This window comes from Paenarthrobacter sp. AT5 (assembly GCF_032764245.1).
Taxonomy (GTDB): Bacteria; Actinomycetota; Actinomycetes; order Actinomycetales; family Micrococcaceae; genus Arthrobacter; species Arthrobacter ureafaciens.
The window spans coordinates 1234791-1257235 of record NZ_CP136441.1 but is presented as its reverse complement, the minus strand read 5'-3'; the positions used below and the strand labels follow the sequence as shown (position 1 = coordinate 1257235).

The 22445-nt window shown below is 64.3% G+C and carries 20 protein-coding genes and 1 tRNA gene; 9 read left to right on the top strand and 12 right to left on the bottom strand.

Annotation, left to right across the window (positions count from 1 at the left end; genetic code table 11):
* Positions 1-69 precede the first annotated feature (69 nt).
* Positions 70-564: a transcription elongation factor GreA gene (greA, locus tag RI444_RS05870; RefSeq protein WP_021471507.1), complete on the top strand. Its 495-nt coding sequence runs from the start codon at positions 70-72 to the stop codon at positions 562-564.
* A gap of 142 nt (positions 565-706) precedes the next feature.
* On the opposite strand, the gene RI444_RS05865 is transcribed toward greA, so the two are convergent.
* From RI444_RS05865 to RI444_RS05850, 4 genes are all read right to left on the bottom strand, one after another.
* On the bottom strand, positions 707-1342 hold the full coding sequence (locus RI444_RS05865) for a rhomboid family intramembrane serine protease (RefSeq protein WP_069694728.1): 636 nt from the start codon (positions 1340-1342) through the stop codon (positions 707-709).
* 9 nt (positions 1343-1351) lie between these two features.
* Positions 1352-2590 (bottom strand): threonine ammonia-lyase, encoded by a 1239-nt coding sequence (gene ilvA, locus RI444_RS05860; RefSeq protein ID WP_062095695.1) that lies wholly within the window; start codon positions 2588-2590, stop codon positions 1352-1354.
* A gap of 3 nt (positions 2591-2593) precedes the next feature.
* Positions 2594-3874 carry an AI-2E family transporter gene (locus tag RI444_RS05855; protein WP_062095693.1) on the bottom strand — a complete coding sequence of 427 codons (1281 nt, stop codon included), beginning with the start codon at positions 3872-3874 and terminating at the stop codon, positions 2594-2596.
* A gap of 64 nt (positions 3875-3938) precedes the next feature.
* Entirely contained in the window at positions 3939-4889 is a 951-nt protein-coding gene (locus RI444_RS05850) for an aldose 1-epimerase family protein (RefSeq protein WP_062095690.1), read from the bottom strand.
* A 94-nt stretch (positions 4890-4983) separates the two neighbouring features.
* Between RI444_RS05850 and galT the strand changes: the two genes are divergently transcribed.
* The 3 genes from galT to RI444_RS05835 are packed head-to-tail and all read left to right on the top strand — an operon-like array spanning position 4984 to position 8570.
* Positions 4984-6132 carry a galactose-1-phosphate uridylyltransferase gene (galT, locus tag RI444_RS05845; protein WP_374978460.1) on the top strand — a complete coding sequence of 383 codons (1149 nt, stop codon included), beginning with the start codon at positions 4984-4986 and terminating at the stop codon, positions 6130-6132.
* Positions 6129-7289 (top strand): galactokinase, encoded by a 1161-nt coding sequence (gene galK, locus RI444_RS05840; RefSeq protein WP_069694725.1) that lies wholly within the window; start codon positions 6129-6131, stop codon positions 7287-7289. Before galT ends, galK begins: the two co-directional genes overlap by 4 nt.
* Before the next feature lie 42 nt (positions 7290-7331).
* Positions 7332-8570: an acetyl-CoA C-acetyltransferase gene (locus RI444_RS05835; RefSeq protein WP_062095684.1), complete on the top strand. Its 1239-nt coding sequence runs from the start codon at positions 7332-7334 to the stop codon at positions 8568-8570.
* Between the two features lie 116 nt (positions 8571-8686).
* Here the strand turns inward: RI444_RS05835 and RI444_RS05830 are convergent, their stop codons facing one another.
* Positions 8687-9610, bottom strand: coding sequence for a Bax inhibitor-1/YccA family protein (locus RI444_RS05830; RefSeq protein WP_021471515.1), 924 nt, complete (start codon positions 9608-9610; stop codon positions 8687-8689).
* A 390-nt stretch (positions 9611-10000) separates the two neighbouring features.
* Here RI444_RS05830 and RI444_RS05825 point away from each other — a divergent pair, with 390 nt between their 5' ends.
* The 5 genes from RI444_RS05825 (at position 10001) to RI444_RS05805 (ending at position 15054) form a co-directional block, all read left to right on the top strand.
* On the top strand, positions 10001-11278 hold the full coding sequence (locus RI444_RS05825; protein WP_021471516.1) for a branched-chain amino acid ABC transporter permease: 1278 nt from the start codon (positions 10001-10003) through the stop codon (positions 11276-11278).
* A gap of 9 nt (positions 11279-11287) precedes the next feature.
* The gene (locus RI444_RS05820) at positions 11288-12256 is read left to right on the top strand and encodes a branched-chain amino acid ABC transporter permease (RefSeq protein ID WP_021471517.1); all 969 of its coding nucleotides are present in this window, start codon (positions 11288-11290) and stop codon (positions 12254-12256) included.
* Between the two features lie 65 nt (positions 12257-12321).
* A complete protein-coding gene (locus RI444_RS05815) occupies positions 12322-13275 on the top strand; it encodes an ABC transporter ATP-binding protein (protein WP_370583587.1) in 954 nt (317 codons plus the stop codon).
* Positions 13272-14042, top strand: coding sequence for an ABC transporter ATP-binding protein (locus RI444_RS05810; protein WP_021471519.1), 771 nt, complete (start codon positions 13272-13274; stop codon positions 14040-14042). The genes RI444_RS05815 and RI444_RS05810 overlap by 4 nt, the downstream gene beginning before the upstream one ends.
* Positions 14043-14196: 154 nt before the next feature.
* Positions 14197-15054, top strand: coding sequence for a phosphotransferase (locus tag RI444_RS05805; RefSeq protein ID WP_207604975.1), 858 nt, complete (start codon positions 14197-14199; stop codon positions 15052-15054).
* Positions 15055-15164: 110 nt separating this feature from the next.
* On the opposite strand, the gene RI444_RS05800 is transcribed toward RI444_RS05805, so the two are convergent.
* The 7 genes from RI444_RS05800 to RI444_RS05770 all read right to left on the bottom strand — a co-directional run bounded on the left by RI444_RS05800 (position 15165) and on the right by RI444_RS05770 (position 22386).
* Complete coding sequence (locus tag RI444_RS05800; RefSeq protein WP_021471521.1) at positions 15165-16526, bottom strand: ABC transporter substrate-binding protein; 1362 nt, start codon at positions 16524-16526, stop codon at positions 15165-15167.
* A 220-nt stretch (positions 16527-16746) separates the two neighbouring features.
* Positions 16747-16820, bottom strand: a tRNA-Leu gene (locus tag RI444_RS05795).
* 37 nt (positions 16821-16857) lie between these two features.
* Positions 16858-17778, bottom strand: coding sequence for an N-acetyltransferase (locus tag RI444_RS05790; RefSeq protein WP_069694719.1), 921 nt, complete (start codon positions 17776-17778; stop codon positions 16858-16860).
* A 100-nt stretch (positions 17779-17878) separates the two neighbouring features.
* Positions 17879-19330 carry an NAD(P)/FAD-dependent oxidoreductase gene (locus RI444_RS05785; RefSeq protein WP_031216240.1) on the bottom strand — a complete coding sequence of 484 codons (1452 nt, stop codon included), beginning with the start codon at positions 19328-19330 and terminating at the stop codon, positions 17879-17881.
* A gap of 34 nt (positions 19331-19364) precedes the next feature.
* Complete coding sequence (locus RI444_RS05780) at positions 19365-20747, bottom strand: S8 family serine peptidase (RefSeq protein WP_207604976.1); 1383 nt, start codon at positions 20745-20747, stop codon at positions 19365-19367.
* Positions 20744-21697: a Ppx/GppA phosphatase family protein gene (locus RI444_RS05775; RefSeq protein ID WP_179014602.1), complete on the bottom strand. Its 954-nt coding sequence runs from the start codon at positions 21695-21697 to the stop codon at positions 20744-20746. The genes RI444_RS05780 and RI444_RS05775 overlap by 4 nt, the downstream gene beginning before the upstream one ends.
* On the bottom strand, positions 21694-22386 hold the full coding sequence (locus tag RI444_RS05770; protein ID WP_021471526.1) for a DUF501 domain-containing protein: 693 nt from the start codon (positions 22384-22386) through the stop codon (positions 21694-21696). Before RI444_RS05770 ends, RI444_RS05775 begins: the two co-directional genes overlap by 4 nt.
* Positions 22387-22445: the final 59 nt, after the last annotated feature.

Genomic DNA, 22445 nt, shown 5'->3' with positions numbered 1-22445 from the left:
TGGTTACTGAGTTTCACGAGTGGCCACCTCGGCGGGGTCTTTGCTTTGTCAGATCAAAAGGAGAAATCCGTGTCTACCACCAACAGCGCCACAGCAGCTTGGCTTACCCAGGAAGCTTTCGACCGCTTGAAGGCTGAGCTGGACCACCTTTCCGGCGCTGGCCGGGCGGAAATCGTCCAGAAGATCGAAGCCGCACGCCAGGAAGGCGACCTTAAGGAAAACGGCGGCTACCACGCAGCCAAGGAAGAGCAGGGCAAGATCGAAGCCCGCATCCGCCAGCTCACGGTGCTCCTGCGCGACGCCCAGGTCGGCGAGGCTCCCGCAGACGACGGAATCGTCGAGCCCGGCATGCTGGTTGTCGCCAAGATCGCCGGTGACGAAGAGCGGTTCCTGCTCGGTTCCCGTGAAATCGCCGGCGACTCCGATATTGACGTCTTCAGCGAGAAGTCCCCGCTGGGCGCCGCCATCATCGGCCACAAGGAAGGCGACAAGCTCAGCTACACCGCCCCCAACGGCAAGGAAATCACGGTGGAGATCGTTTCCGCCAAGCCGTACTCGGCCTAAAGTACCAAACGCTTAAAGCACGACGCCGGCCCTTCCCCTTTGCGTGGGAGGGCCGGCGTTTTGCGTCCCCGACTCCCCCAACCAGGTCGCATTAGTGCGCGTTTTCAGCCTTCAAAACGCGCACAGCTGCGACTCAGTTGGGTCAGACGGGGAAGCGGGAGCTGCTTGGAGTGTCCCGGGGCTTGGGGCGAAGGAGGATGGCAGCAACGACGCCGCCGATCGCGCCGCCAAGGTGGGCCTGCCAGGAGATGAAACCCATGACAGTGGGCAACACTCCGAAGAGGATGCCGCCGTACGCCATGAACAGCACAACGGACAGCAGGATCTGCCACCAGTTGCGGTTGAAGAACCCGCGGACCAACAAGAACGCGAACAGGCCGAACACCAGGCCGGAGGCGCCCACTGTGACGCTTCCCCCGCCAATCAGCCACACGGTCAGGCCCGAACCCAGCCAGCTGAACGCCAAGGCAGTGATAAAAACACGCAGGCCGGCCAGGAACACCAGGAACCCGAAGATCAGCAAGGGCAGGGTGTTGGACAACAGATGGTTCAGGTTGGCGTGCAGCAAAGGAAACGTCAGGATGTCCAGGACGCCGTCAAAGGTGCGGGACCGCAGGCCGAAAGTGCGGTTCAGTCCATGCAGCATCAGGGTGTTCACGAACTCGATGGCGTAGAGCAGTGCCACGAAGCCGCCCATGAACAGCAGGCCGCCCCTGGCCCTGGCCGCCAGCGACTCCCGGGTCTCTGCACTGGAGCCGTCAGGTCTTCCAAGCACCATGGCGCCCCCTTAATGCACCACGATCGGCTGGAAGCCCTCGGCCCGTAGCGCGCCAAGGACCTGTTCGCCGTGTTCGTGTCCCTTGGTTTCCAGGTTGATGGTGATGGACACATCGCCCATGCTGATCGAGCCGCCCAGGCGGGTGTGGTCCAGCCCGGTGACGTTGGCGTCGTTTTCGGCGATGATCCGGGCGATGGTGGCCAGCGAGCCCGGACGGTCGTCAAGCATCATCCGGACAGTCATGAACCTTCCGGCCGCGGACAAGCCGCGCTGGATGACTTTCAGCATCAGCATGGGATCGATGTTGCCGCCGGAAAGTACGACGGCGGTGTTCCCCGGGTTCTCGATCTTGCCGTCCAGCAGTGCGGCTACGCCCACGGCACCGGCCGGTTCCACAACCATCTTGGCGCGTTCTAGCAGGAAGATCAGTGCCCGGGCCAGGGAGTCCTCGCTGACCGTCACTACATCGTCCACCAGCTCGCGGATGATGCTGAACGGCAACTGTCCCGGCCGTCCCACGGCAATGCCGTCCGCCATGGTGGAAACCTTCTTCAGCGGCACCAAGGCATCGGCGGCCAGGGACGGCGGATAGGCGGCAGCGTTCTCCGCCTGCACGCCGATGACGCGGATTTCCCGGCCGAGCTCCTTGGCCTTCGCCTTGATGGCCACGGCCACGCCGGCCAGCAGTCCGCCACCGCCGACGCCCATGAGGACAGTGTCAACGTTGGGGATCTGCTCCAGGATCTCCAGGCCGATGGTGCCCTGTCCCGCTACGACGTCCACGTTGTCGAAGGGATGGACGAAGACCGCTCCGGTCTCGTTGGCGTAGCGTTCGGCTTCGGCGAGTGCCTCGTCCACGTTGTGGCCGTGCAGCACCACCTCTGCGCCGTGGCTTCGCGTGGCGGCCAGCTTGGGCAGTGCCACGCCCAACGGCATGTAGATCCGGGCTTTGATTCCAAGGCTTTTCGCAGCAACCGCTACGCCTTGGGCATGGTTACCGGCCGAGGCCGCAACCACACCGCGCTTTTTCTCTTCCTCGGACAAACGTGCCATCCGGACATAGGCGCCGCGGACCTTGAACGATCCTGCGCGCTGGAGGTTTTCACACTTGAAGAAGACGTTCCCGCCCACGAGGCTTCCCAAGGCACGGGACGACTCCACGGGAGTCTTGGTAATAATGCCCTCGAGCAGCTCCTGCGCCTTAAGGACATCGTCCAGGGTGACGGGCAGGGTTTCGAGGGTATTCACTGACTATTCTCCTTTTGTGGTGTCGGCTCCGGGTCGCTCCTCGGGGATGCTTCCTGAAGCCCTGGCCTTGCTTTCGGTACCGGTGGCGCCGCGTGATTGACCTACGGGCAACTCCGCGTCCTTGAGGTTGGAGTCACCGTCCGGTCCCGGCGAACCTTCAGCCGTTGGAGCCCCCACGGCACCCGGTCCCCCATCATGTTCCCACGATCGGCCGGCAATGTACCGAACGGCCGTGTTTACTACGGCGAGGATGGGGACTGCGAAGAGCGCTCCGGGAATGCCTGCGAGGTAGGAACCAGCAGCCACAGTGAGGATGACGGCCACCGGATGCAGTGCCACGGCCTTGCCCATGACCAGGGGCTGGAGGATGTGGCTTTCCAGCTGCTGGACCAGCAGGACGATCGCCAACATGATCAGCGCGTTGACCGGACCGTTGGCCACCAGGGCAAGCAGCACGGCGATGGCACCGGTAACCAGGGCACCGACCACGGGGATGAATGAACCGATGAAAACCAGCACGGCCAAGGGCAGAGCCAGTGGTACCTGGATGATGGCGGCACCGACGCCGATGCCCACGGCGTCGACGAAGGCGACGAACATCTGGATGCGTACGTAGTTGACCATGGAGGTCCAACCGCGCCGCCCGGCTCCGTCAGTGGCAGCACGGGCCTTCTTCGGCAGGAGCCGGACCAGAAAAGCCCAGATCCGCTGGCCCTCGAGGAGGAAGAAGATCAGGATGAACAGCGCCAGGACCAGGCCTGCGGCGAAATGCCCGGCGGTGCTGCCGAAGGACAGGGCACCACTGAGGATGCTGCTGCTGTTGTTCTGCAGGGCGTTGGCAGCATCGGCAATGTACTGGTCGATCTGGTCCGCGGTCAGGTGCAGCGGTCCGTCAGCAAGCCATGTCTGGATCTGTTGAATGCCGGCGAGCGCTTCCTGCCACAATTCCCCGAACCCGGAAACAAGCTGACGGCCCACCAAAGCCAGCGAACCGGAGATCAGCCCAATGAAGCCGAGGACCGTGATGGCCACAGCCAGGCCGTTGGGTACCTTCCGCTTGCGGAGCCACACCACCACCGGGTACAGCAGACCCGCCAGGAGGGAGGCCACCATGACGGGAATGATGAGGAAGCTGACCTTGCCGAGCAACCACACCAGGATGCCGATCATGACCAGGATCAGGCCTACCCGCCATGACCAGGCTGCTGCTATGCGCACGCCGTACGGGATATCTTCAGCAATTTGGCGGTCACTACGGGTTTTGGCGTCCGGTGTTGGCGTCATGAACCCATAATTCCGTAGCCCGGGCCGTATGGGAAACTGAGCGGCCCGGACGCGGAAAGTCCTGCTAAAGCGCCGCCGTGATTCCCCAGGACATGGTGAACGAACCGCCCGGCGGCAACCAGCGCAGCCCGTCTCCGCTGTTGAAGGCGTTGGCAGGACCGGTCATGGGCTCCATGGCCACCGATTTGGGACGTCCGGGGTACTTGTCGGTCACGAAGACGTGGACGTATCCGGCGCTCTGGTCATGGACCAGGCTGACGCTGCGTCCGTCCGGTGCCGACAACGTGTGCCGCGCGATGCCGCCGTCGAACTCCAGGTCCGTGTAGGAGGCATCGATGTCCAGCCCGCCAACGGTCCTGCCTGCCGATAGGTCGAACTCCCCGTCCACCGCAGCTGCGCTGCGGGGTATCAGCCGCTCATCGGCTACCAGGCGCGTACCGGCCTTGACGGTGAGGGTGAGGTCCTCGCTCGCAACCTCGCCGATCCGGAGATAGGGGTGGGCGCCGAGGACGAAGGGGGCGTCCGCCGTCGAGTCGTTCACCAGGGTTTGCCGGACGCGAAGGTCCATGTCCGCGTCCAGTTCGTAACGGACGCGGTGCCGTACCAGGAACGGGTACCCGTGCTGTGGGAAGACGGCGGCTTCGAGCGTGACGGAGAATTCAGATTCGTCCACCAGGGCGTACCCGGTGTTCCTGAGCAGTCCGTGGCTGGCGTTGTTGCGGGCAACTTCGGTGATGTCCAGCTGCTGCTTCTCGCCGTCGAGGTACCACGCACCGTCCTCGATGCGGTTTGCCCACGGTGCGAGCGTGATTCCCGTGCCGCCCGGCGGGATGTCCGCGTCGCCGTACGTTTCGGTCAGGTGCACGCCCGCCCGCGCATAGAGCCGCAGTCCGGCAGCCAACTCGGTAACGACGGCGACGGCGTCACCTCGCCGGAGTTCGAACTGGCGGCCGGTGGCGTATCGGCGCGGTGCGGTTTCGGGAGTGGATGCTGGGGGCGCGGAAGAATCGGGCATGGCAATACCGTACTCGTCCGGCCTGCAGCATCGGCCGATGTTAAGTTTTGTTAGTAATTATGCGTTTTTGGGCGATTGTGGAATCATGGTCCACATGAGCCGTCGCGTTACCAGCACCCGCCTCTCGGACAACCGCGAGTTGATCTACTTCGATGACCCGGAAACCCCCTCGCGCCCGCCAGGGGCTTTGGTGGACCACCGCGACCTTCCGCCCCGCGGGGAACCCGGCGAAGTCCGGTTCGACGCGTTGTCCGGAGAATGGGTGGCCATCGCGGCCCACCGCCAAAGCCGCACCCATCTGCCGCCGGCCGACCAATGTCCCATTTGCCCCACCACGGCGGCGAATCCGTCGGAGATCCCGGCACCTGATTACGACGTCGTGGTGTTCGAGAACCGCTTCCCGTCCCTGGGACCGGTTGCGGGCGACATCCCTCCGGCGCCTTCCACCGGGGGCCATGGACTCAAGGGACCGGCATTGGGCCGCTGCGAGGTGGTCGCCTTCACCCCGCAGCACACAGGATCCTTCGCGGAGCTGGGGGAAACCCGCGCCCGGACCGTCATCGAAGCCTGGGCTCAACGGACTGAAGCCCTCAGCGCCCTGCCCGGCATCAAACAGGTGTTCCCGTTCGAGAACCGTGGTGCGGACATCGGGGTGACACTCCACCACCCCCACGGCCAGATTTACGCCTACCCGTACGTGACGCCGCGGGCAGCGAACCTGGGTGCGGTCGCCCGCCGCTACTATGACGATGTCGGCGCGAAAGAAACGCTGGCGGCATCCCTTCTGCGGGCGGAAAGGGAGGACGGCAGCCGCATGGTCCTCGAAGGCAAGCACTTCAGTGCCTACGTTCCCTTCGCGGCGCGGTGGCCCCTGGAAGTGCACCTTGTCCCCCACCGCCATGTGGCCGATCTGGCGGGCCTCAGGGGCGAGGAAAAGGAAGAGTTGGCACACGTCTACCTTGACCTTCTCAAGCGCCTGGATGCCCTCTACCCAACGCCCATGCCCTACATCTCAGCGTGGCACCAGGCCCCGCTGGACCCGGTGCTCCGGCCGTCCGGGCAGCTGCACCTCCAACTGACCTCACCGCGGCGGGCGGCGGATAAGCTGAAGTACCTTGCCGGATCGGAGGCCGCCATGGGCGCATTCATCAACGACACCACCCCGGAGGCAGTGGCTGACCGCCTGCGCAGCGTTGCCGTGGCACCAGCCTCCGCCAAGACCATGGAGGACTCCCCCGCATGACCACCAGCACCGATGTCTTCACCCTGACCGCGGCGTTCCATGAAGCATTCGGAACAGTCCCGGACGGCGTCTGGCAAGCACCGGGGAGGGTCAACCTCATCGGGGAACACACCGACTACAACGAGGGCTTCGTTCTGCCGTTCGCCATCGACAAGACAGCCAAGGTGGCTGTGCGGGTCCGCGACGATTCAACGGTCCGCTTGCTGTCCACCTTCGGCGGGCACGGTTTGGTCGAAGCCAGCCTCGACGGCCTTGAACCCGGTTCCGGGGAAGGGTGGTCGCGCTACCCCTTGGGCGTCGCCTGGGCACTGAAGGAGCGCGGCGTCAGCGTCCCCGGCTTCGAGCTCCTGCTGGACTCCGACGTTCCCCTCGGCGCCGGCCTGTCCTCCTCGCACGCGATCGAGTGCGCCGTCATCACCGCCCTCAACGAGCTCACCGGAGCCAACCTTCCGGCCGAGGAACTGGTACTCGCTACGCAGCGGGCCGAAAACATCTTTGTGGGCGCCCCCACAGGAATCATGGACCAGTCCGCTTCGCTCCGCGGCGCCAAGGGACAGGCCGTGTTCCTTGACTGCAGGGACCAGCACGTGGAACTCGTTCCGTTCGACGCCGAGGCTTCCGGACTGGTCCTCCTGGTGATCGACACGAAGGTCTCGCACTCCCACGCCGACGGCGGATACGCCTCCCGGAGGGCTTCCTGTGAACTCGGCGCCCAGGTGCTGGGAGTCACGGCGCTACGGGATGTTGGCGTGGAAGACCTGGAAGCGGCCTCCGGGCTGCTGGATGAGGTAACCATGCGGCGGGTCCGGCATGTGGTGACCGAAAACGACCGGGTGCTGCAAACGGTGGAATTGCTTGGCGCCCAAGGACCGGCCAGCATCGGGCCGCTGCTGGATGCCAGCCATGCGTCCATGCGGGACGACTTCGAAATCTCTTGCCCGGAACTCGATCTTGCGGTGGACACCGCCCGTGCCAACGGGGCCATCGGGGCCCGCATGACCGGCGGCGGCTTCGGCGGCTCGGCCATCGCCCTGACACCGGTGGGCGAGGAACACAAGGTGCGCGACGCCGTCGTGCGATCCTTCGCCGAAGCCGGCTACACCGCACCGGACATCTTCACTGTGACGCCGGCCGAAGGGGCTTTTCGTCTCGCCTAAGCGCCTGCAGCCCGGCCCGCACCGCGGGCGTAAGCTGGGGCAATGACTGAGGCTGTGATTGTTTCCACCGCCAGGAGCCCCATCGGGCGGGCCTTCAAGGGCTCCCTGAAGGACGAGCGCCCGGACGATCTTGCCACCGCCATGGTGGAAGCCGCCCTGGCCAAACTGCCCGGATTCGATCCCGGCGCCGAGGATGGCCATGGCTTGGACGATCTCCTGCTGGGCTGCGCAGAACCGAGCGGTGAGGCCGGCTCCAACATGGCCCGCGTCGTCGGCGTCCTCGCCGGGCTTGACCATGTTCCGGGCGCCACCATCAACCGCTTCTGCGCGTCCAGCCTGCAGACCCTGCGGATGGCCTTCCATGCCATCAAGGCCGGCGAAGCGCACGCGATCGTGTCCGCTGGCGTAGAAGCTGTATCCCGTTACCGGGACTGGGCCGGGGCCGGGGAAACGGACGCAGCCAACCACAACCCGGCCTTTGAATCTGCCGCCCAGCGGACCGCCGCCCGCGCGGCGTCGAACATTCCGTGGACCGACCCCCGCCTCGGCGGACGGCTGCCCGACGTGTACATTTCCATGGGCCAAACGGCCGAGAACGTGGCGACGTCGTACGGCATCAGCAGGGCCGAACAGGACGAATGGGGCGTGCTGAGCCAGAACCGGGCAGAGGCTGCCATCGCTTCGGGCTTCTATGCCCGCGAAATCACTCCGTACACCCGCAAGGACGGATCAGTGGTGGATCGCGACGATTCGCCCCGGCCCGGCGTGACGCTGGAGGCGGTCTCGGCCCTGCAACCGGTCTTCCGGACCGAAGGCACAGTGACCGCGGGCAATGCGTGCCCGCTGAATGACGGAGCCGCGGCCATGGTGGTCATGAGCGATGCCAGGGCCCGCGAGTTGGAACTTGAACCCCTGGCGCGGGTGGTCTCCACGGGCGTCAGCGCACTCTCCCCCGAACTCATGGGCATGGGCCCCGTTGAATCCACGCGCCGCGCGCTGGCCACAGCCGGGCTCACTATGGCGGACATCGACCTGGTGGAACTCAATGAAGCCTTCGCAGTGCAGGTGATCGCGAGCGCGAGGGAGCTCGGCATCGATCCGGAAAAGCTCAACGTCCACGGCGGAGCCATTGCCTTGGGCCACCCCTTCGGCATGACCGGGGCCCGGATGGCTACCACCCTGATCAACGGCCTGCAGGAACGCGACAAAACCCTGGGCCTGGCCACACTGTGCGTGGGCGGCGGACAAGGAATGGCCGTGGTGCTGGAACGCCTGCGCTAGCCGCGAGGAGCTGGCTCCCGGCCCCCCAAGCGCCGTCAGGCCGGCTCTCAGCCGCGTGCTGGTACAACAATGCCCCCGAAGACTCTTCGGGGGCATTGCGTTGCTTGGGTCCGGGGCTAGTCGTCGCCGCGCAGGATTGCCAGGAGGCGGATGATTTCGACGTACAGCCACACCAGGGTGACCGTCAGGCCGAAGGCAGCCGTCCAGGAGTAGCGTTCCGGAGCGCCTGCACGAACGCCCTCCTCGATGCTGGTGAAGTCCATGATCAAGGAGAAGGCTGCAAGGCCGATCGCAAGGATGCCGATGAAGACGCCCAGCGGAATGCCGAAGATTTCAACGCTGGTGCGCAGGCCGAACGGCTCCTGCACGGCGCCGGTCCACATCATCACCAGGTTGATCAGGGCGAATACTGCGTAGCCGATGGTGGCGATCATGAAGAAGCGGACCATCTTGGGGGTCGCACGGACCTTGCCGCTCTTGAAGAGGGCGAGGGTCACGCCGAAGACGGCCAAGGTGCCGATGACTGCCTGCAGGCCAACGCCCGGGTACATGGCGTCAAGGAAGCGGGTAAGGCCACCCAGGAAGAGACCTTCGAGGCCGGCATACGCGAGGATCAGCGCGGGCGAAGGCTGCTTCTTGAAGGTGTTGACCAGGGCCAGGACGAAACCGCCCAGGGCGCCGACGATCATGAGCATGGTGGCCATGGCCGGTGCCACGAAGAGCGTGACTCCGGCGCCAAGCACCAGGACAACAAGGCACATGACGGTCTTCATGATGACGTCGTCGTACGTCATCCGTCCGGTGTCGGCCGGGCCTGCCGCAGGCTGGTTGTACATCTGCTGCAGTTGCTCGTTGGTCATGTTCTGCTGCTGCGCAGACCAAGCGGCGTGGCCGTCCATGACCTGGCTCGGAGCACGTCCGGGGGCTTGGTTGAACTGCTGACCGTAGGGGTTGCCATACGGATTCTGCGGTACAGGCGGGGCCTGCTTCGCTCCACGGAAATTCTTTCCGTTGAAGATCGGGTTTCCGCCAAGGGCCATTGCGGGTGTCCTCCTGAGAAAGGGCTAAGTGATAATTTACGGTACCAATTACCACGACCGGACGGCAGGGATAGTTCCCTGCCGTCCCCAGCCGCAACCGAAACGTGATCCGCACCCTTGTTGCCCGTGGCGGCACAGTTGTTATCCGATCGCGATCTTCGCGCGCCTGACGTGGACCTTTTTCAATCCCACCGGGCGGTAACATAGGCCACACACGGGTGACTTGGATCACATTCGAGGCAACTAAGTATGACCGTTTTCCGAGCCCCCTAACCGTTCGCACCGGCCGCAATGGCGCAGCCGGGACCACCCCCACTGTGGAGGTTTTCCATTTTGAGAAGCACACTGCGCGACCCGTCTACCAGACGGTCCAGAGGACTGCAGAGATCCGTGGGGGCGTTCTTTGCCGCCCTCATTGCCGTTCTGCTGATCGCCGCCCCCGCGGCGCAGGCAACTACCCCTTCGCCTTCGCCGTCAGCCACCAATTTCCAAAACAGCATCAGCGGCTTCCTCCGCGATGACAGCCGGAATCCCCTGTCGGGCGTCAAAATCAAGGCAACCGGCAACGGATTCGAAGGCGAGGCCACCTCAAGCGAGAACGGATCCTGGCGCATCGGTGTTCCGGTCCAGGGCACCTACAAGGTCGAACTGGACGAATCCACCCTTCCGGACGGCATCAAGCTCGCGGACGGCCAAGAGAATCCCCGCGATGTCACCTTCAGCCAGACGTCCAACCTGTCCGTGATCTTCGCCTTCGGCGAAGGCATCGTGGTCCAGCAACAGGACTTCGGACAAAACCTGCTCAACCGCCTTGTGGCGGGCTTGAGCTTCGGCCTCCTGCTTGCCTTGGCGTCCGTGGGGCTTTCCCTCATCTTCGGCACCACGGGCCTGACCAACTTCGCCCACGGCGAGATGGTAACCCTGGGCGCCGTGCTCGTGTTCCTTTTCAATGGACTCGGATTCCCCTTCTGGCTCGCCATCCTCCTGGCGCTGCTGGGCGGCGGCCTCTTCGGTTACGCCCAGGACGCGGGCCTCTGGCGTCCGCTGCGGCGCCGCGGTACGGGCCTCGTTCCCATGATGATCGTGAGCATCGGCCTGGCGTTGGCCGTCCGCTACGTCATCCAGTTCTTCTTTGGCGGCGCCACGCAGCAGCTGCCGGGGGCACAGAGCGCGGAGATCCAGATCGGCCCCGTCTCCATTTCCCCCAACAACCTGTGGTCCCTCATCATCAGCGCCGTCGTCATTGCCGTGATCGGCATCGTTCTTTTGAAGACGAGGCTCGGCAAGGCAACCCGTGCTGTCGCTGACAATCCGGCACTGGCCGCAGCCTCGGGCATCGACGTCGACTCCGTCATCCGCATTGTATGGGTAACGGGCGGCATCCTCGCCTCCCTCGGCGGCATCCTCTGGGCCTACTACCGCCCCGGCGTCACGTTCGACATGGGCTCCCAGATCCTGCTGCTCATCTTCGCCGGCGTTACCCTCGGTGGCCTTGGAACCGTCTTCGGTGCCCTGATCGGTTCCATCGTGGTGGGAATCTTCGTGGAGCTGACAACAGTGTTCGGCCTTCCCGCCGACCTCAAGTACGTTGGCGCCCTGTTCATCATGATCGTTGTCCTTTTGTTCCGACCGCAGGGCATCCTCGGCCGGCGTGAGCGTGTGGGTTAGGAGCGGGCCATGGATTTCGGATTCATTTTTTCCAGCGCCCTTGGCGAAATTTACAGTCCGACGACGGCGGCCTACGCACTTGCCGCTTTGGGCCTTGCGGTCCACTTCGGCTACTCGGGCCTGCTGAACTTCGGCCAGGCAGGCTTCATGGCCGTAGGTGCCTACGGCTTCGCGATCTCAACCCTGACGTTCAAGGCTCCGTTCTTCGTAGCACTGCTGATCGCCATTCTCTGCTCGGTCATCTTCGCCTTCATCCTCGGCATACCCACACTGCGCCTCCGGGCCGACTACCTGGCTATCGTGACCATCGCATCGGCGGAAATCGTCCGCTACGTGGTGACCACCAACCAGCTGACCAGCGTGACAGGTTCAGCCAATGGCCTGGCAGCCTTCGAAGGCGACTTCTACTCAATGAACCCCTTCCCGGAGGGGTCCTACCTGGGCATGAACAACAGGGACTTCTTCATCCGCGTCGTCGGATGGACCCTGGTGATCATCTGCTGCCTCCTCGTCTGGCTCCTGATGCGCAGCCCTTGGGGCCGCGTGCTTAAGGGCATCCGCGAGGACGAGAATGCGGTGCGCTCGCTCGGCAAGAACGTCTACGCCTACAAGATGCAAGCGCTCGTCATCGGCGGTGTCCTTGGCGCCCTGGCCGGCATGATTTTCACGCTCCCCCGCGGCGCCGTCCAGCCGTCCAACTATGGAACCGAACTGACGTTCTTCCTGTGGACCTGCCTCCTGCTCGGCGGCATGGCTACGGTGCTCGGGCCGGTGATCGGCGCCATGATCTTCTGGGTTGTCCTGTCCCTGACCCAGAGCATCCTGTACGGCCTCATCGAGTCGGGTGCCATCACGTGGCTGACCACTGTCCAAGCAGGCCAGTTGCGGTACATCCTTGTAGGTGTAGCCCTGATGCTCCTGATGATCTTCCGCCCGCAAGGCGTCTTCGGCAATAAGAAGGAGCTTGCATTCGCATGAGTGAAAGCAACAACCAGACCAGCCCCGGAATCGGCGGCTCCGGAACAACGGAGAACGTCGACTACATGACCGATACCCGCCCGATCGCCGTCGGCGAGAACACTCCCGGGTGCAAGAAACGCGATCCTATTGTGGTGGCGGAGAATGTCACGCGATCCTTCGGCGGCATTAACGCCGTCGACGTCGAGTACCTCGAGATTCCCCGGCACAAGATCACTGCTTTGATCGGCCCCAACGGCGCGGGCAAAACCACGCTGTTCAACCTGTTGACCGGCTTCGACACCCCCAACTCCGGTCAGTGGCAGTTCGAGGGCAACAGCCTGGCGGGCGTCTCCTCCTACAAGGTGGCGCGCATGGGCATGGTCCGGACCTTCCAACTCACCAAAGTGATGGGCAAGCTGACGGTCATGGAAAACATGCGCCTGGGCGCTGCCAACCAGCCCGGAGAACGGTTGTCCAAGGCCCTCTTCAAGGGTATGTGGGGCGGCCGTGAGAAGGAGATCACCGCGCAGGCCAACGTCCTGCTGGAGAAGTTCAAGCTGGACGCCAAGAAGGACGACTACGCCGCATCCCTGTCCGGTGGCCAGAGGAAGCTCCTGGAAATGGCACGCTCCCTCATGGTCCGTCCCAAGCTGGTCATGCTGGACGAGCCCATGGCCGGCGTCAATCCTGCCCTGACCCAGTCGCTGCTGGACCACATCAAGAACCTCAAGGCCGAGGGCATGACCGTGCTCTTCGTGGAGCACGACATGAACATGGTGCGCCACATCGCCGACTGGGTGGTGGTCATGGCCGAAGGCAAGGTGGTGGCTGAGGGCCCTCCAGGGGAAGTCATGAAGAACCCCGCCGTGATCGACGCCTACCTCGGCGCCCACCACGACGTCGACCTGGGCGACGCCCAAGGTATCAAGGAACTCGAAGCCGAACTCGTTGCCGATGACGAGTCGGTAGTGGGAACCGAGGACGCCGGCATCCTGTCCACCGACGTCACCGAAACCAAACAGGAGGAGGGCAAGTGAGCGCCACCAGTGCCATGCCTGCCGCCGCAGGCAGTCCCACGGAAGAAGCCGTCGTCAAGGTTACCGACCTCGTGGCTGGCTACCTGCCGGGCGTCAATATCCTCAACGGATGCAGCATTGAAGCCCGGAAGGGCGAATTGATCGGAATCATCGGTCCCAACGGTGCCGGCAAGTCCACTCTTCTGAAGGCGATGTTCGGGCTGGTCAAGGTCCACTCAGGCACTGTCGTGGTGCGTGGCAAGGACCTTACGGGCCTCAAAGCCAACAAACTGGTGACGCAGGGTGTGGGCTTCGTACCGCAGACCAACAACGTCTTCTCCACCCTCACCATCGAGGAGAACCTCCAGATGGGCCTGTTCCAGAGGCCCAAGGTATTCAACGAGCGCTTCGACTTTGTCACCAGCCTCTTCCCCGAACTCGGCAAGCGGCGTGCGCAGCGTGCAGGCTCGCTGTCCGGCGGCGAACGGCAGATGGTGGCCATGGGCCGTGCCCTCATGATGGACCCGGCCGTGCTGCTCCTGGACGAGCCTTCGGCCGGCCTCTCCCCCGTCAAGCAGGACGAGACATTCCTGCGCGTCCACGAGATCAACCGTGCCGGCGTCTCGGTGATCATGGTGGAACAGAACGCACGCCGCTGCCTGCAGATCTGCGACCGCGGATACGTCCTGGACCAGGGCAGGGACGCCTACACGGGCACCGGACGCGAACTGATGAAGGACCCGAAGGTCATCCAGCTCTACCTAGGCACCTTGGCCGACGAGGTCTAGCAAAGGCATCGCTCCACAGCCAAAGGAGGGGTTCCGGAATGACTCCCGGAACCCCTCCTTTCTGCGTTTGCGGGCTCTTGGCCCCCGAGAACCAATTGGCGGGTTCACAGTTCCCCACAACACCTCATCAACCGCGGGATGGCATGCTGGACCGATGACTGACGCAATTTCCAGCCGACAGTTGGAACTCTTGACGTCCTGGCTTGGTCACTTCACTGTGATCCAGGACCACTCCTGGTCGCTCCAGGACACTACCGTCCTGCAGTTGGAAACCGAGGATGGCCGGCACGTTACGGTGAAGGCCAGCCTGACCAGCCACCACATCCGCCGTGAAATCAAGGCGTACGCCCGTGGGCTGCCCGGCCTTCGAGGCAGGATTCCTGACCTTTTGCACTCCGCACCGGATGCCGGCCTGTTGGTCACCGGATTCCTGCCCGGCACGCTGGTAGCCGGGACCGCTGCAGAACATGAATCGGATACCTATTACCAAGCCGGCAAGCTCCTTGCACTGCTGCATCGGCCGGCGGGAACATCCGCGAGTTACTTGCGCTCGATGGCGCTCAGGACTTCTGCGATCATCGTGCGCCTGGACGGCCTTGTGACCGCACCCGTGCTGCGCCGCGTGGCTGAGGAGCTTGCCGCCGTCGAGGTTTACCCTGTTGAGTTGGTGACCACCCACGGTGATTTCCAACCCAGGAACTGGCTGTACGACGACGGCGCGGTGAAAGTAATCGACTTTGGCCGCGCGGACCTGCGCCCGTGGGTCCACGACGTGGTCCGCCTCAGCCACCAGCAGTTCCGGACAAACCCGGAACTTGAGGCGGCTTTTCATCACGGGTTCGGGCGGCTCGTCAGGACCCCGGAAGAGGCCGGCGTGTGGCGCCTCGAGAACCTGAACCAAGCCGTCGGAACCGTGGTCTGGGCACATCAGGTGGGAGACCAGGCCTTCGAACAGCAAGGTGTCCTCATGCTTGAAAGGGTGTTGGAAGGCTTCGAACCGTTCGCTTCCTGAACCGGCCGCGTACCGCCACAACCCACTTTGCAGACGTCAGCGCCCAACACGCACAACGGGTCCCCCTCCGGCTGGAAGGGGACCCGTGTGGTTACTGAGGAGCGTGCGGCTTAGAGCTTGCCGAACTCTTCACGAACCGGCTTGTAGGTGTTGTCATCCTGGTATTCGTAGATACCGATGTACGCCTCGGTGGGGTCACCGGCGTCGGAGAAGGTCACCGGACCGGACTGGCCGTCGTAGTCGATGTCCTTGCCTTCGCGCAGGAGCGTCACGCAAGCAGCGTAGCTGTTGCACTTTTCGCCGCCCTCGGAAACTTCCTTCAGCTTGGCTGCGATGTCCGGCCCCTTGGTGCTCTTGGCAGCCTCGGCGGCCAGGGAGATCAGGTTCACGGCGTCGTAGGACTCACCTGCGTAGCTGTAATCCTTCAGGGCGGGATCGATGGCCAGGAGCTTCTGCTTGAAGGCGTCCTTGGCGAAGGTACCCGGGATGGTGCCCTGGGCGCCCTTCAAGGTGCCTGCCTGGAAGTCCTTGCTGTAGTCGGAAGTGTTTCCGTCAACCATGAACAGCTGCGTCGGCTTGATGCCCTTGCCGGTGATCAGCGGAACGATGCTCTTGGCCTGGTCGAAGGTGATCAGGGCAATGGCATCCGGCTTGGCTGCGAGGACCTTGTCCACCTGGCTGCTGAACTGCGAGTCGCCTTCGTTGAACAGTTCCTCAGCCACAACCTTGCCGCCGGCAGCCTCGAAGGCTTCCTTGACGTTCTTCTGCAGGCCGGTTCCGTAAGCGTCGTTAAGCACGATCATGCCAACGGTCTGGGCTCCACAGGTGGCCATGTAGTTGCCGAGGACCTTGCCCTGCAGGACGTCGGAAGGCGCAGTACGCCAGTACAGCCCCTTGTCATCCCACGTAGTGAAGTCCGGCGAGGTGTTGGCCGGCGAGAACTGGATGACACCGGCACCCGTGATCTGGTTGATGACGGTCTTGGAGACACCCGAGGAGGCTGCACCGATGATGGCGCTGACTCCCTGGCCCAGGAGGGCGGTGGTGGACTGCGTAGCGATATCGGTCTTGGTATCACCGGAGTCACGGTGGATTACCTCGACGGGAGCACCGAGCACGCCGCCTGCATCATTGACTTCCTTGATGCCGAGGTTTACACCGGCAATTTCGGGCGGGCCAAGGAACGCCAGCGACCCCGTTGTCGGCAGGAGCGATCCAATCTTGAGCGGAGTGGAGGTAGTGGTGGTCGAGGGAGGTACGGGGCCAGAGTTGGTAGCGGCCTGGCTGTTGCCTGCACCCGCCCCTCCACTGGGTGCCGGGCAGGAAATGCCTGCTGCGGCGGCCGAGCTGGAGCCGGTATTGGACTGGCTCGGCGTTGAAGACCCGCCACAGGCTGTGGCGAGCAGAGCGACCCCAATGCCAAGCGCTGTCAGCTTGGCGGCCCGGGGCGCCGCTTGGGAAAGATCAAACATTCGTTGTCTCCTCGATCGAAAGGTGCGAACCGCCTTTGATGCGATAACTCAGGTATTCCTGATTAAGACTCAAACTAGTGCAATTGATCGGGGAAAATAAGTGATTGAGGTCACATCCCTATAACACTCGTTGCCTGTGGGGAATCTACGAGCCAGCTGGGAAAACTCTTCAAAAAGAAAGCGGGAAAGGGAAGCGGATTTCCGCTTCCCTTTCCCGTTGTGCCCCAGGTGGGACTCGAACCCACAACACGCGGATTTTAAGTCCGCTGCCTCTGCCAATTGGGCTACTGGGGCGCCCGGACCATGTTATCCCAGCTGAAGATGTCCTGCGCTAAAGGCGCTCAAACGGCGCCGCGTAGCGGAAGGTTCCCCGCACGCCGTCGGGCCATGCCGGAAGCCGCAACAACTGGAAGTGGTCGCCCCACGCGGCGTCCGGCGGAGCGACGCCAACGGTTGCCGCCGGGACGTAGCCGAAGCGCGGGTAGTAGCTGGTACTTCCCAGCAAAGCGATTCCGCGCTCCCCTGCCGCTGTGGCCCGCAGCGTGGTCTCGCGCATCAGCGCAGAACCGATCCCCCGCCGCTGGAGCGTGGGCTCCACCGCTATCGGCCCGAGGCCAAGGAGTTCCAGGTCCCCCACCCATGCCCGGGTACTGATGACGTGCCCCACGATCTCACCGGCGATTTCCGCCACGATGCTCAGGTTCGGAATGTATTCGTCGCACTCGAAGAGCTCCCGCAGCAGGCCCACCTCCACTGGCGTACCTTGGACAGGTTCCCCCGTGACCGGCGAAACGGAGAACGCCTTCGCGGCGAGTTCCAGGATGGCCGCACGATCCTCCGGGCGTTCGTCCCTCAGCACTATTCCGCGTCCCAGCAGGCGGAGCACATCAAGGGCGCGTCCGGCCTCGGCAGCCGGCACCAGCAGGTGGTCGTGGTGGAAGCCGGCCAGGACGTTGCAGCTGATGCCGGCATGGGTGAGGGCCGAACTGACCGCAGCAGTCAGTCCAACAGCTTCCAGGGCCGAATGGATCTGCAAGGTGATCCATGCAGCCACGAAGTCATAGTGCAGGCCAAGCCGGTCCGCTTCGTCGCGCCGCAGAACCACGGTCAGGCCCTCCGCTTCCCGGACCGCAGCCTCGATGTCGCCTTCCAGCGGCTTTCCGTGCGGCCACAGTGCGTAGACGTAGTCGCCCTCGCGGACAACGGGTTGCATGGATTCGAGAAGTGTTTCCAAGTCAGTTTCGCCGGGCATGCGTACAGTCTAGGCGCGCCCGCCACGGTGTGACGGCGAGGCGTTAAACGTCGACGGCGGCCACTCCCCCTCAGGGGAGCAGCCGCCGTCGTGCTTCTTGCTACTTGGCGTCAGCCGTTACCGGGGTCTTGACCTCGGCGGGCTTGGCTTCAGCAGGTGCGGGAGCGGCAGCAGCCGGCTTCGGGGCCGGGGTTGCCGCGGCCACGAACGCACCGCGCGGGTTGTCCAGGTCCATCAGCTGCGTGGTGTCGCGGCCGGCGAAGAAGGCCAGGATCCAGCCGAAGACCACGCGGAACTTGCGCTCAACAGTGGGCATGGCCATGCCGTGGTAGCCACGGTGTGCCAACCAGGCGAGTCCGCCCTTGAGGCCGATGCGGCCCAGCAGGTTGATGTTCGCAACACCCTTCCACTCGCCGAAGCCGGCTACAGCACCAAGGTTCTTGTGCTTGTAATCGTGCAACGGCTTGTCCCAGCGGGAAGCCCAGAGGTTCTTGGCGAGCTTCTTGGCCTGGCGAAGTGCGTGCTGTGCGTTCGGTACGCAGGTACCGTCCGGGAGGCCCTTGCCGGTCAGGTCCGGAACAGCGGCGATGTCGCCGGCAGCCCAGGCGTTCTCGATGATGCCTTCGTCGCCTGCAATGCGCAGGTCCGGGAGGACGCGGACGCGGCCACGGGGTTCGAGCGGGAAGTCGGTGGAGCGGATCATCGGGTTGGCCTGCACGCCTGCAGCCCAGACCAGGGTGTCTGCTTCGATTTCACCGGCGGAGGTCTTGTCCGGGAGGTTGATGAGCTTGAGGTTGCCTTCGGCGCTGTCCAGCGAGGTGTTCAGCAGGACCTCGATGCCGCGGCTGCGGAGGTGTTCCACAACCCACTCGGCCTGGGAAGCGGTGACCTCGGGCATGATGCGGCCCATGGCTTCGACCAGGATGAAGCGGACTTCCTCCTGGCGGATGCGCGGGTTGTTGCGCACAGCTGCGCGGGCGAGGTCTTCCATTTCGGTGAGGCACTCGATGCCGGCGAAGCCGCCGCCAACAACCACGAACGTCAGGGCCTTGGCACGTGCGGCCGGGTCCGTCATGGTGGATGCGGCTTCGATGCGCTCAAGGAGCTTGTTGCGCAGTGCAACTGCTTCCTCGATGGTCTTCAGGCCGATGCCCTTGTCCGCGAGGCCCTTGATGGGGAAGGTACGGGTGATGGCACCAGCGGCCATGACGACGTCGAAGTACGGGATCTCAAACGGAGCGCCGCCGTCCGAGGGCGCAACCACAGCGGTGCGGTTGGCGTGGTCGATGCTGGTGACGCGGCCCTGGATGAGCTCAGTCTGCTTCAGGTGCTGACGGTGGGAGACAACGGCGTGGCGTGCCTCGATGTTGCCGCCGGCTACCTCGGGGAGGAACGGCTGGTAGGTCATGTAGGGCAGTGGATCCACGACGGTGACGATGCCACCTGCATTCGCGATCTTCTTCTGCAGTTTGAGTGCTACGTACAGGCCGACGTAGCCGCCGCCGACGACGAGAACCCGGGGACGGTCAATGAGCTCTGGGGTGGTTGCCATGACACCAGAGTACATTACTTTGTGAAAATCTTCACTAACTACGTTTGATAGGTGGATCCACCGCTTCCATGACGCCGGTATCGGCCTCCTCCGGCGTCGCCGGCGGGTTTTTATAAGCCCGGCGCAACTGGATTGCGGCACCGGCAATGATGGCGATGAACAAGGCGCCGAAACCAAGCACGACGGCGGCCGGCAGAGCATCGTCGACCGTCGCCGGAGCCTGCGCCACGGGAACGGTGGGGTCCGCCAAGGTGGGAGGCGCGCTGGTGGGACTCTCGACCGGAGCCTGGGTCGGAGCGCTGAGGTCGCCGCGTCGATGGACCCTGATCCAATCGCCGATGGAGCCCAACGGGTTGGTGCTGGTTGTGGGGACGGTTCCCTTCAAAGCAGCCTCGGCATCAAGGATCCCGTAGCCGTACAACGGGTCCTTGCCCGGGGCGCCTGCATCCTTGGCGGTGCTCACGATCCGGTTGATGACCTGCGCTGCACTCATCTCCGGCCACTTGGACCGGATCAGGGCGGCGACCCCGGAAACGATGGGCGCTGCACCCGAGGTTCCGGCCCACTCGGCGTAGCCGCCGCCGGGGATGCCGCCCACGAGGTCTTCAGCGGGGGCTGCTACACCGATGCTGATGCCCTGGGAGGAGGAATCCACGCTGGCTTTGCCGTCGCCGTCCAGGCCTGCGACCGTGAGGACCCCGGGGATGGTGGCGGGTGCGCCCACCTGGACGTTGCCGCCAACCCGGTTCCCGGCGGCAGCAACGATGACGACGTCCTTTTGTTCGGCGTAAAGGAAGGCCGCGTCCCAACTCTGAGGCCAGTCCGGAGACGTGCTGCCCAAGGAAATGTTGATGACCTTCGCACCGTTGTCCACGGCCCAGCGGACGGCATCCGGGATTTGTTCCTGGTCCGTTTTTCCGCCGGGGTTCGGCGAGCCAAGCCACGTTGAGACGGACAGAAGTTCGGCTTCCGGCGCTACGCCCACTATCCCGTCAGGCCCTCCCGCAGGTGGCGTAGTGGGGGCCGCTGACGGCGAGGCGGACGGGGAAGCCGTAGGCGTTGTGTGTCCGCGGCCGGCCAGCATGGTGGCCACCAATGTGCCGTGCTCCGGTTTGGCGCCGATGCTCTTCTGGCCGTTCGGCGCTCCCGCTTTCGAGGCATCAGCGCCGCCGGTGACAACTCCCTTGAGGTCCGGGTGGTTGCCGTCAACACCGCTGTCGATGATGGCTACCTTGACGCCGGCCCCTTTCGAGACCTGCCAGGCGTTGGTGATTCCCGATTCCTTGAGCCAGTGCTCTTTGTCCCGCCACGAGTCGGCCATCGCCGCCGGTGCGGTCGCCAGCGAGCCCACCAGCGCTCCCCCGGCCAGGAAGGCCGCGAGCGAGGCGGAAAGGCTGCGCCGGAACCGCATACTCATGCAGAACCCCGGATGCTTAGCGCAATGCCGTCCAAAATGTCGTGCTCGCTGGCCAACGCGCCATTGATGCGGCCGTTGCCCGTTTCGACCAATCGGGCGACGATGCGTCGCCACACCAGCGCGCCGGCTCCGATAACATCCACCCGGCCGGGGTGCATGTAGGGCAGGGCGGCACGATCGGCACGGCCCATGTTCAGCAGGTTGGTCGCAGCATCGCTGATGGTGGCGGAATCGAGGTAGGCGCCATGGATCCGGTTCGGCTGGTACTCGCTCAGGCCCAGGGCGTGGGCCGTGATGGTGGTAATGGAACCGGCAACACCCACGACGGCGGTGGCACGGTGGAAGGGAACGGTTTCCGCTGCGAGGTTGATGGCTGCGTCGACGTCGGCTTCTGCTGCTGCGATCTCTTCCGCGGTGGGTGGATCGCCCTTGAGGTGCCGTTCCGTAAGGCGCACGCAGCCGATGTCCACCGAACGGGCAGCGATGACGCCGTTGGAATCACCCAGAACGAACTCCGTGCTGCCGCCGCCAAGATCCACCACCAGGACGGCGTCGTCGTCTTTGACAGGCAGCACGCTGCTGGCACCGGCGAAGGACAGGGAAGCTTCCTCCTCGCCGGAGATGACCTCGGGTTCCACACCAAGCAACCCGCGGATGCCATCGACGAAGACGTCCCGGTTCCGGGCGTCCCGCGTTGCCGACGTGGCGACGAAACGGACCTTGCCGGCGTCGTGCTTGTTAATGAGTTCCGCGTAATCCTTGGCGGCAGCGAAGGTCCGTTCAAGGGCCTCGGGAGCGAGCTCCCCGGTGGCGTCAACGCCTTGTCCCAGGCGGACCACGCGCATTTCGCGGACAACGTCAGTCAACGGCCCGGATCCCCCGTTGGGGGAATCGGCGATCAGCAGGCGGATCGAGTTGGTTCCACAGTCGATGGCGGCCACACGGCTCATGGATGCTCTTCCGTCGTTTCGGCAGTGGTGTCCTCAGGGGTCTTTGACTTGCGCACCGGGGCCGGCCGGCCAACGATGCCAGGCAAGCCCTGCGGGCCATGGCGGCTGAGATCCCTCGACGGGGCCTCACCCTCGGTGTCCCATGCGCCGTCGCAATAGCAGCGGTCCTTGGTCCACCACTCCGAGATGGCTTCCAGCGCTTCATCACCCAACGGGTTCACGCCGGGACCGGCCGCCAGGGAGTGGCCCACCAGGACATGCAGGCATTTCACGCGGGTGGGCATGCCGCCTGCCGAGACTCCGGCAATCTCCGGAACCGCACCCGTGCCGGAACGTTCGGCGATCTGGTCCCGGGCCTGGAGGTAGGATTCGTGGGCGCCGCGGTAAGACTCGGCGAGATCCGGCTCGGCGGACAGGCGGTCATTCATCCGGTTCATGAGCCCGGCTGCTTCCAGACGGGACACCGCCGACGTAATGACCGGGTGGGTCAGGTAGAACGTCGTGGGGAACGGGGTTCCGTTACTCAGCCGGGGTGCCGTGGCCGCAACCAGCGGATTGCCGCACACGCAACGGGCGGGGATCTCCACGACGTCACGGACGGGACGGCCGAGCTGGCGGCTCAGGACATCCAGGTCGTGTTCTGATGGCTGGCGGGATTCCTGCGGCAAGGCTGCCGTGTTTGCTTCCACTTGTGCTGCCAACCTTCCTGCCCTTTGTGGTCGCCTCCCCGGAGGGCACGACGGCGGCG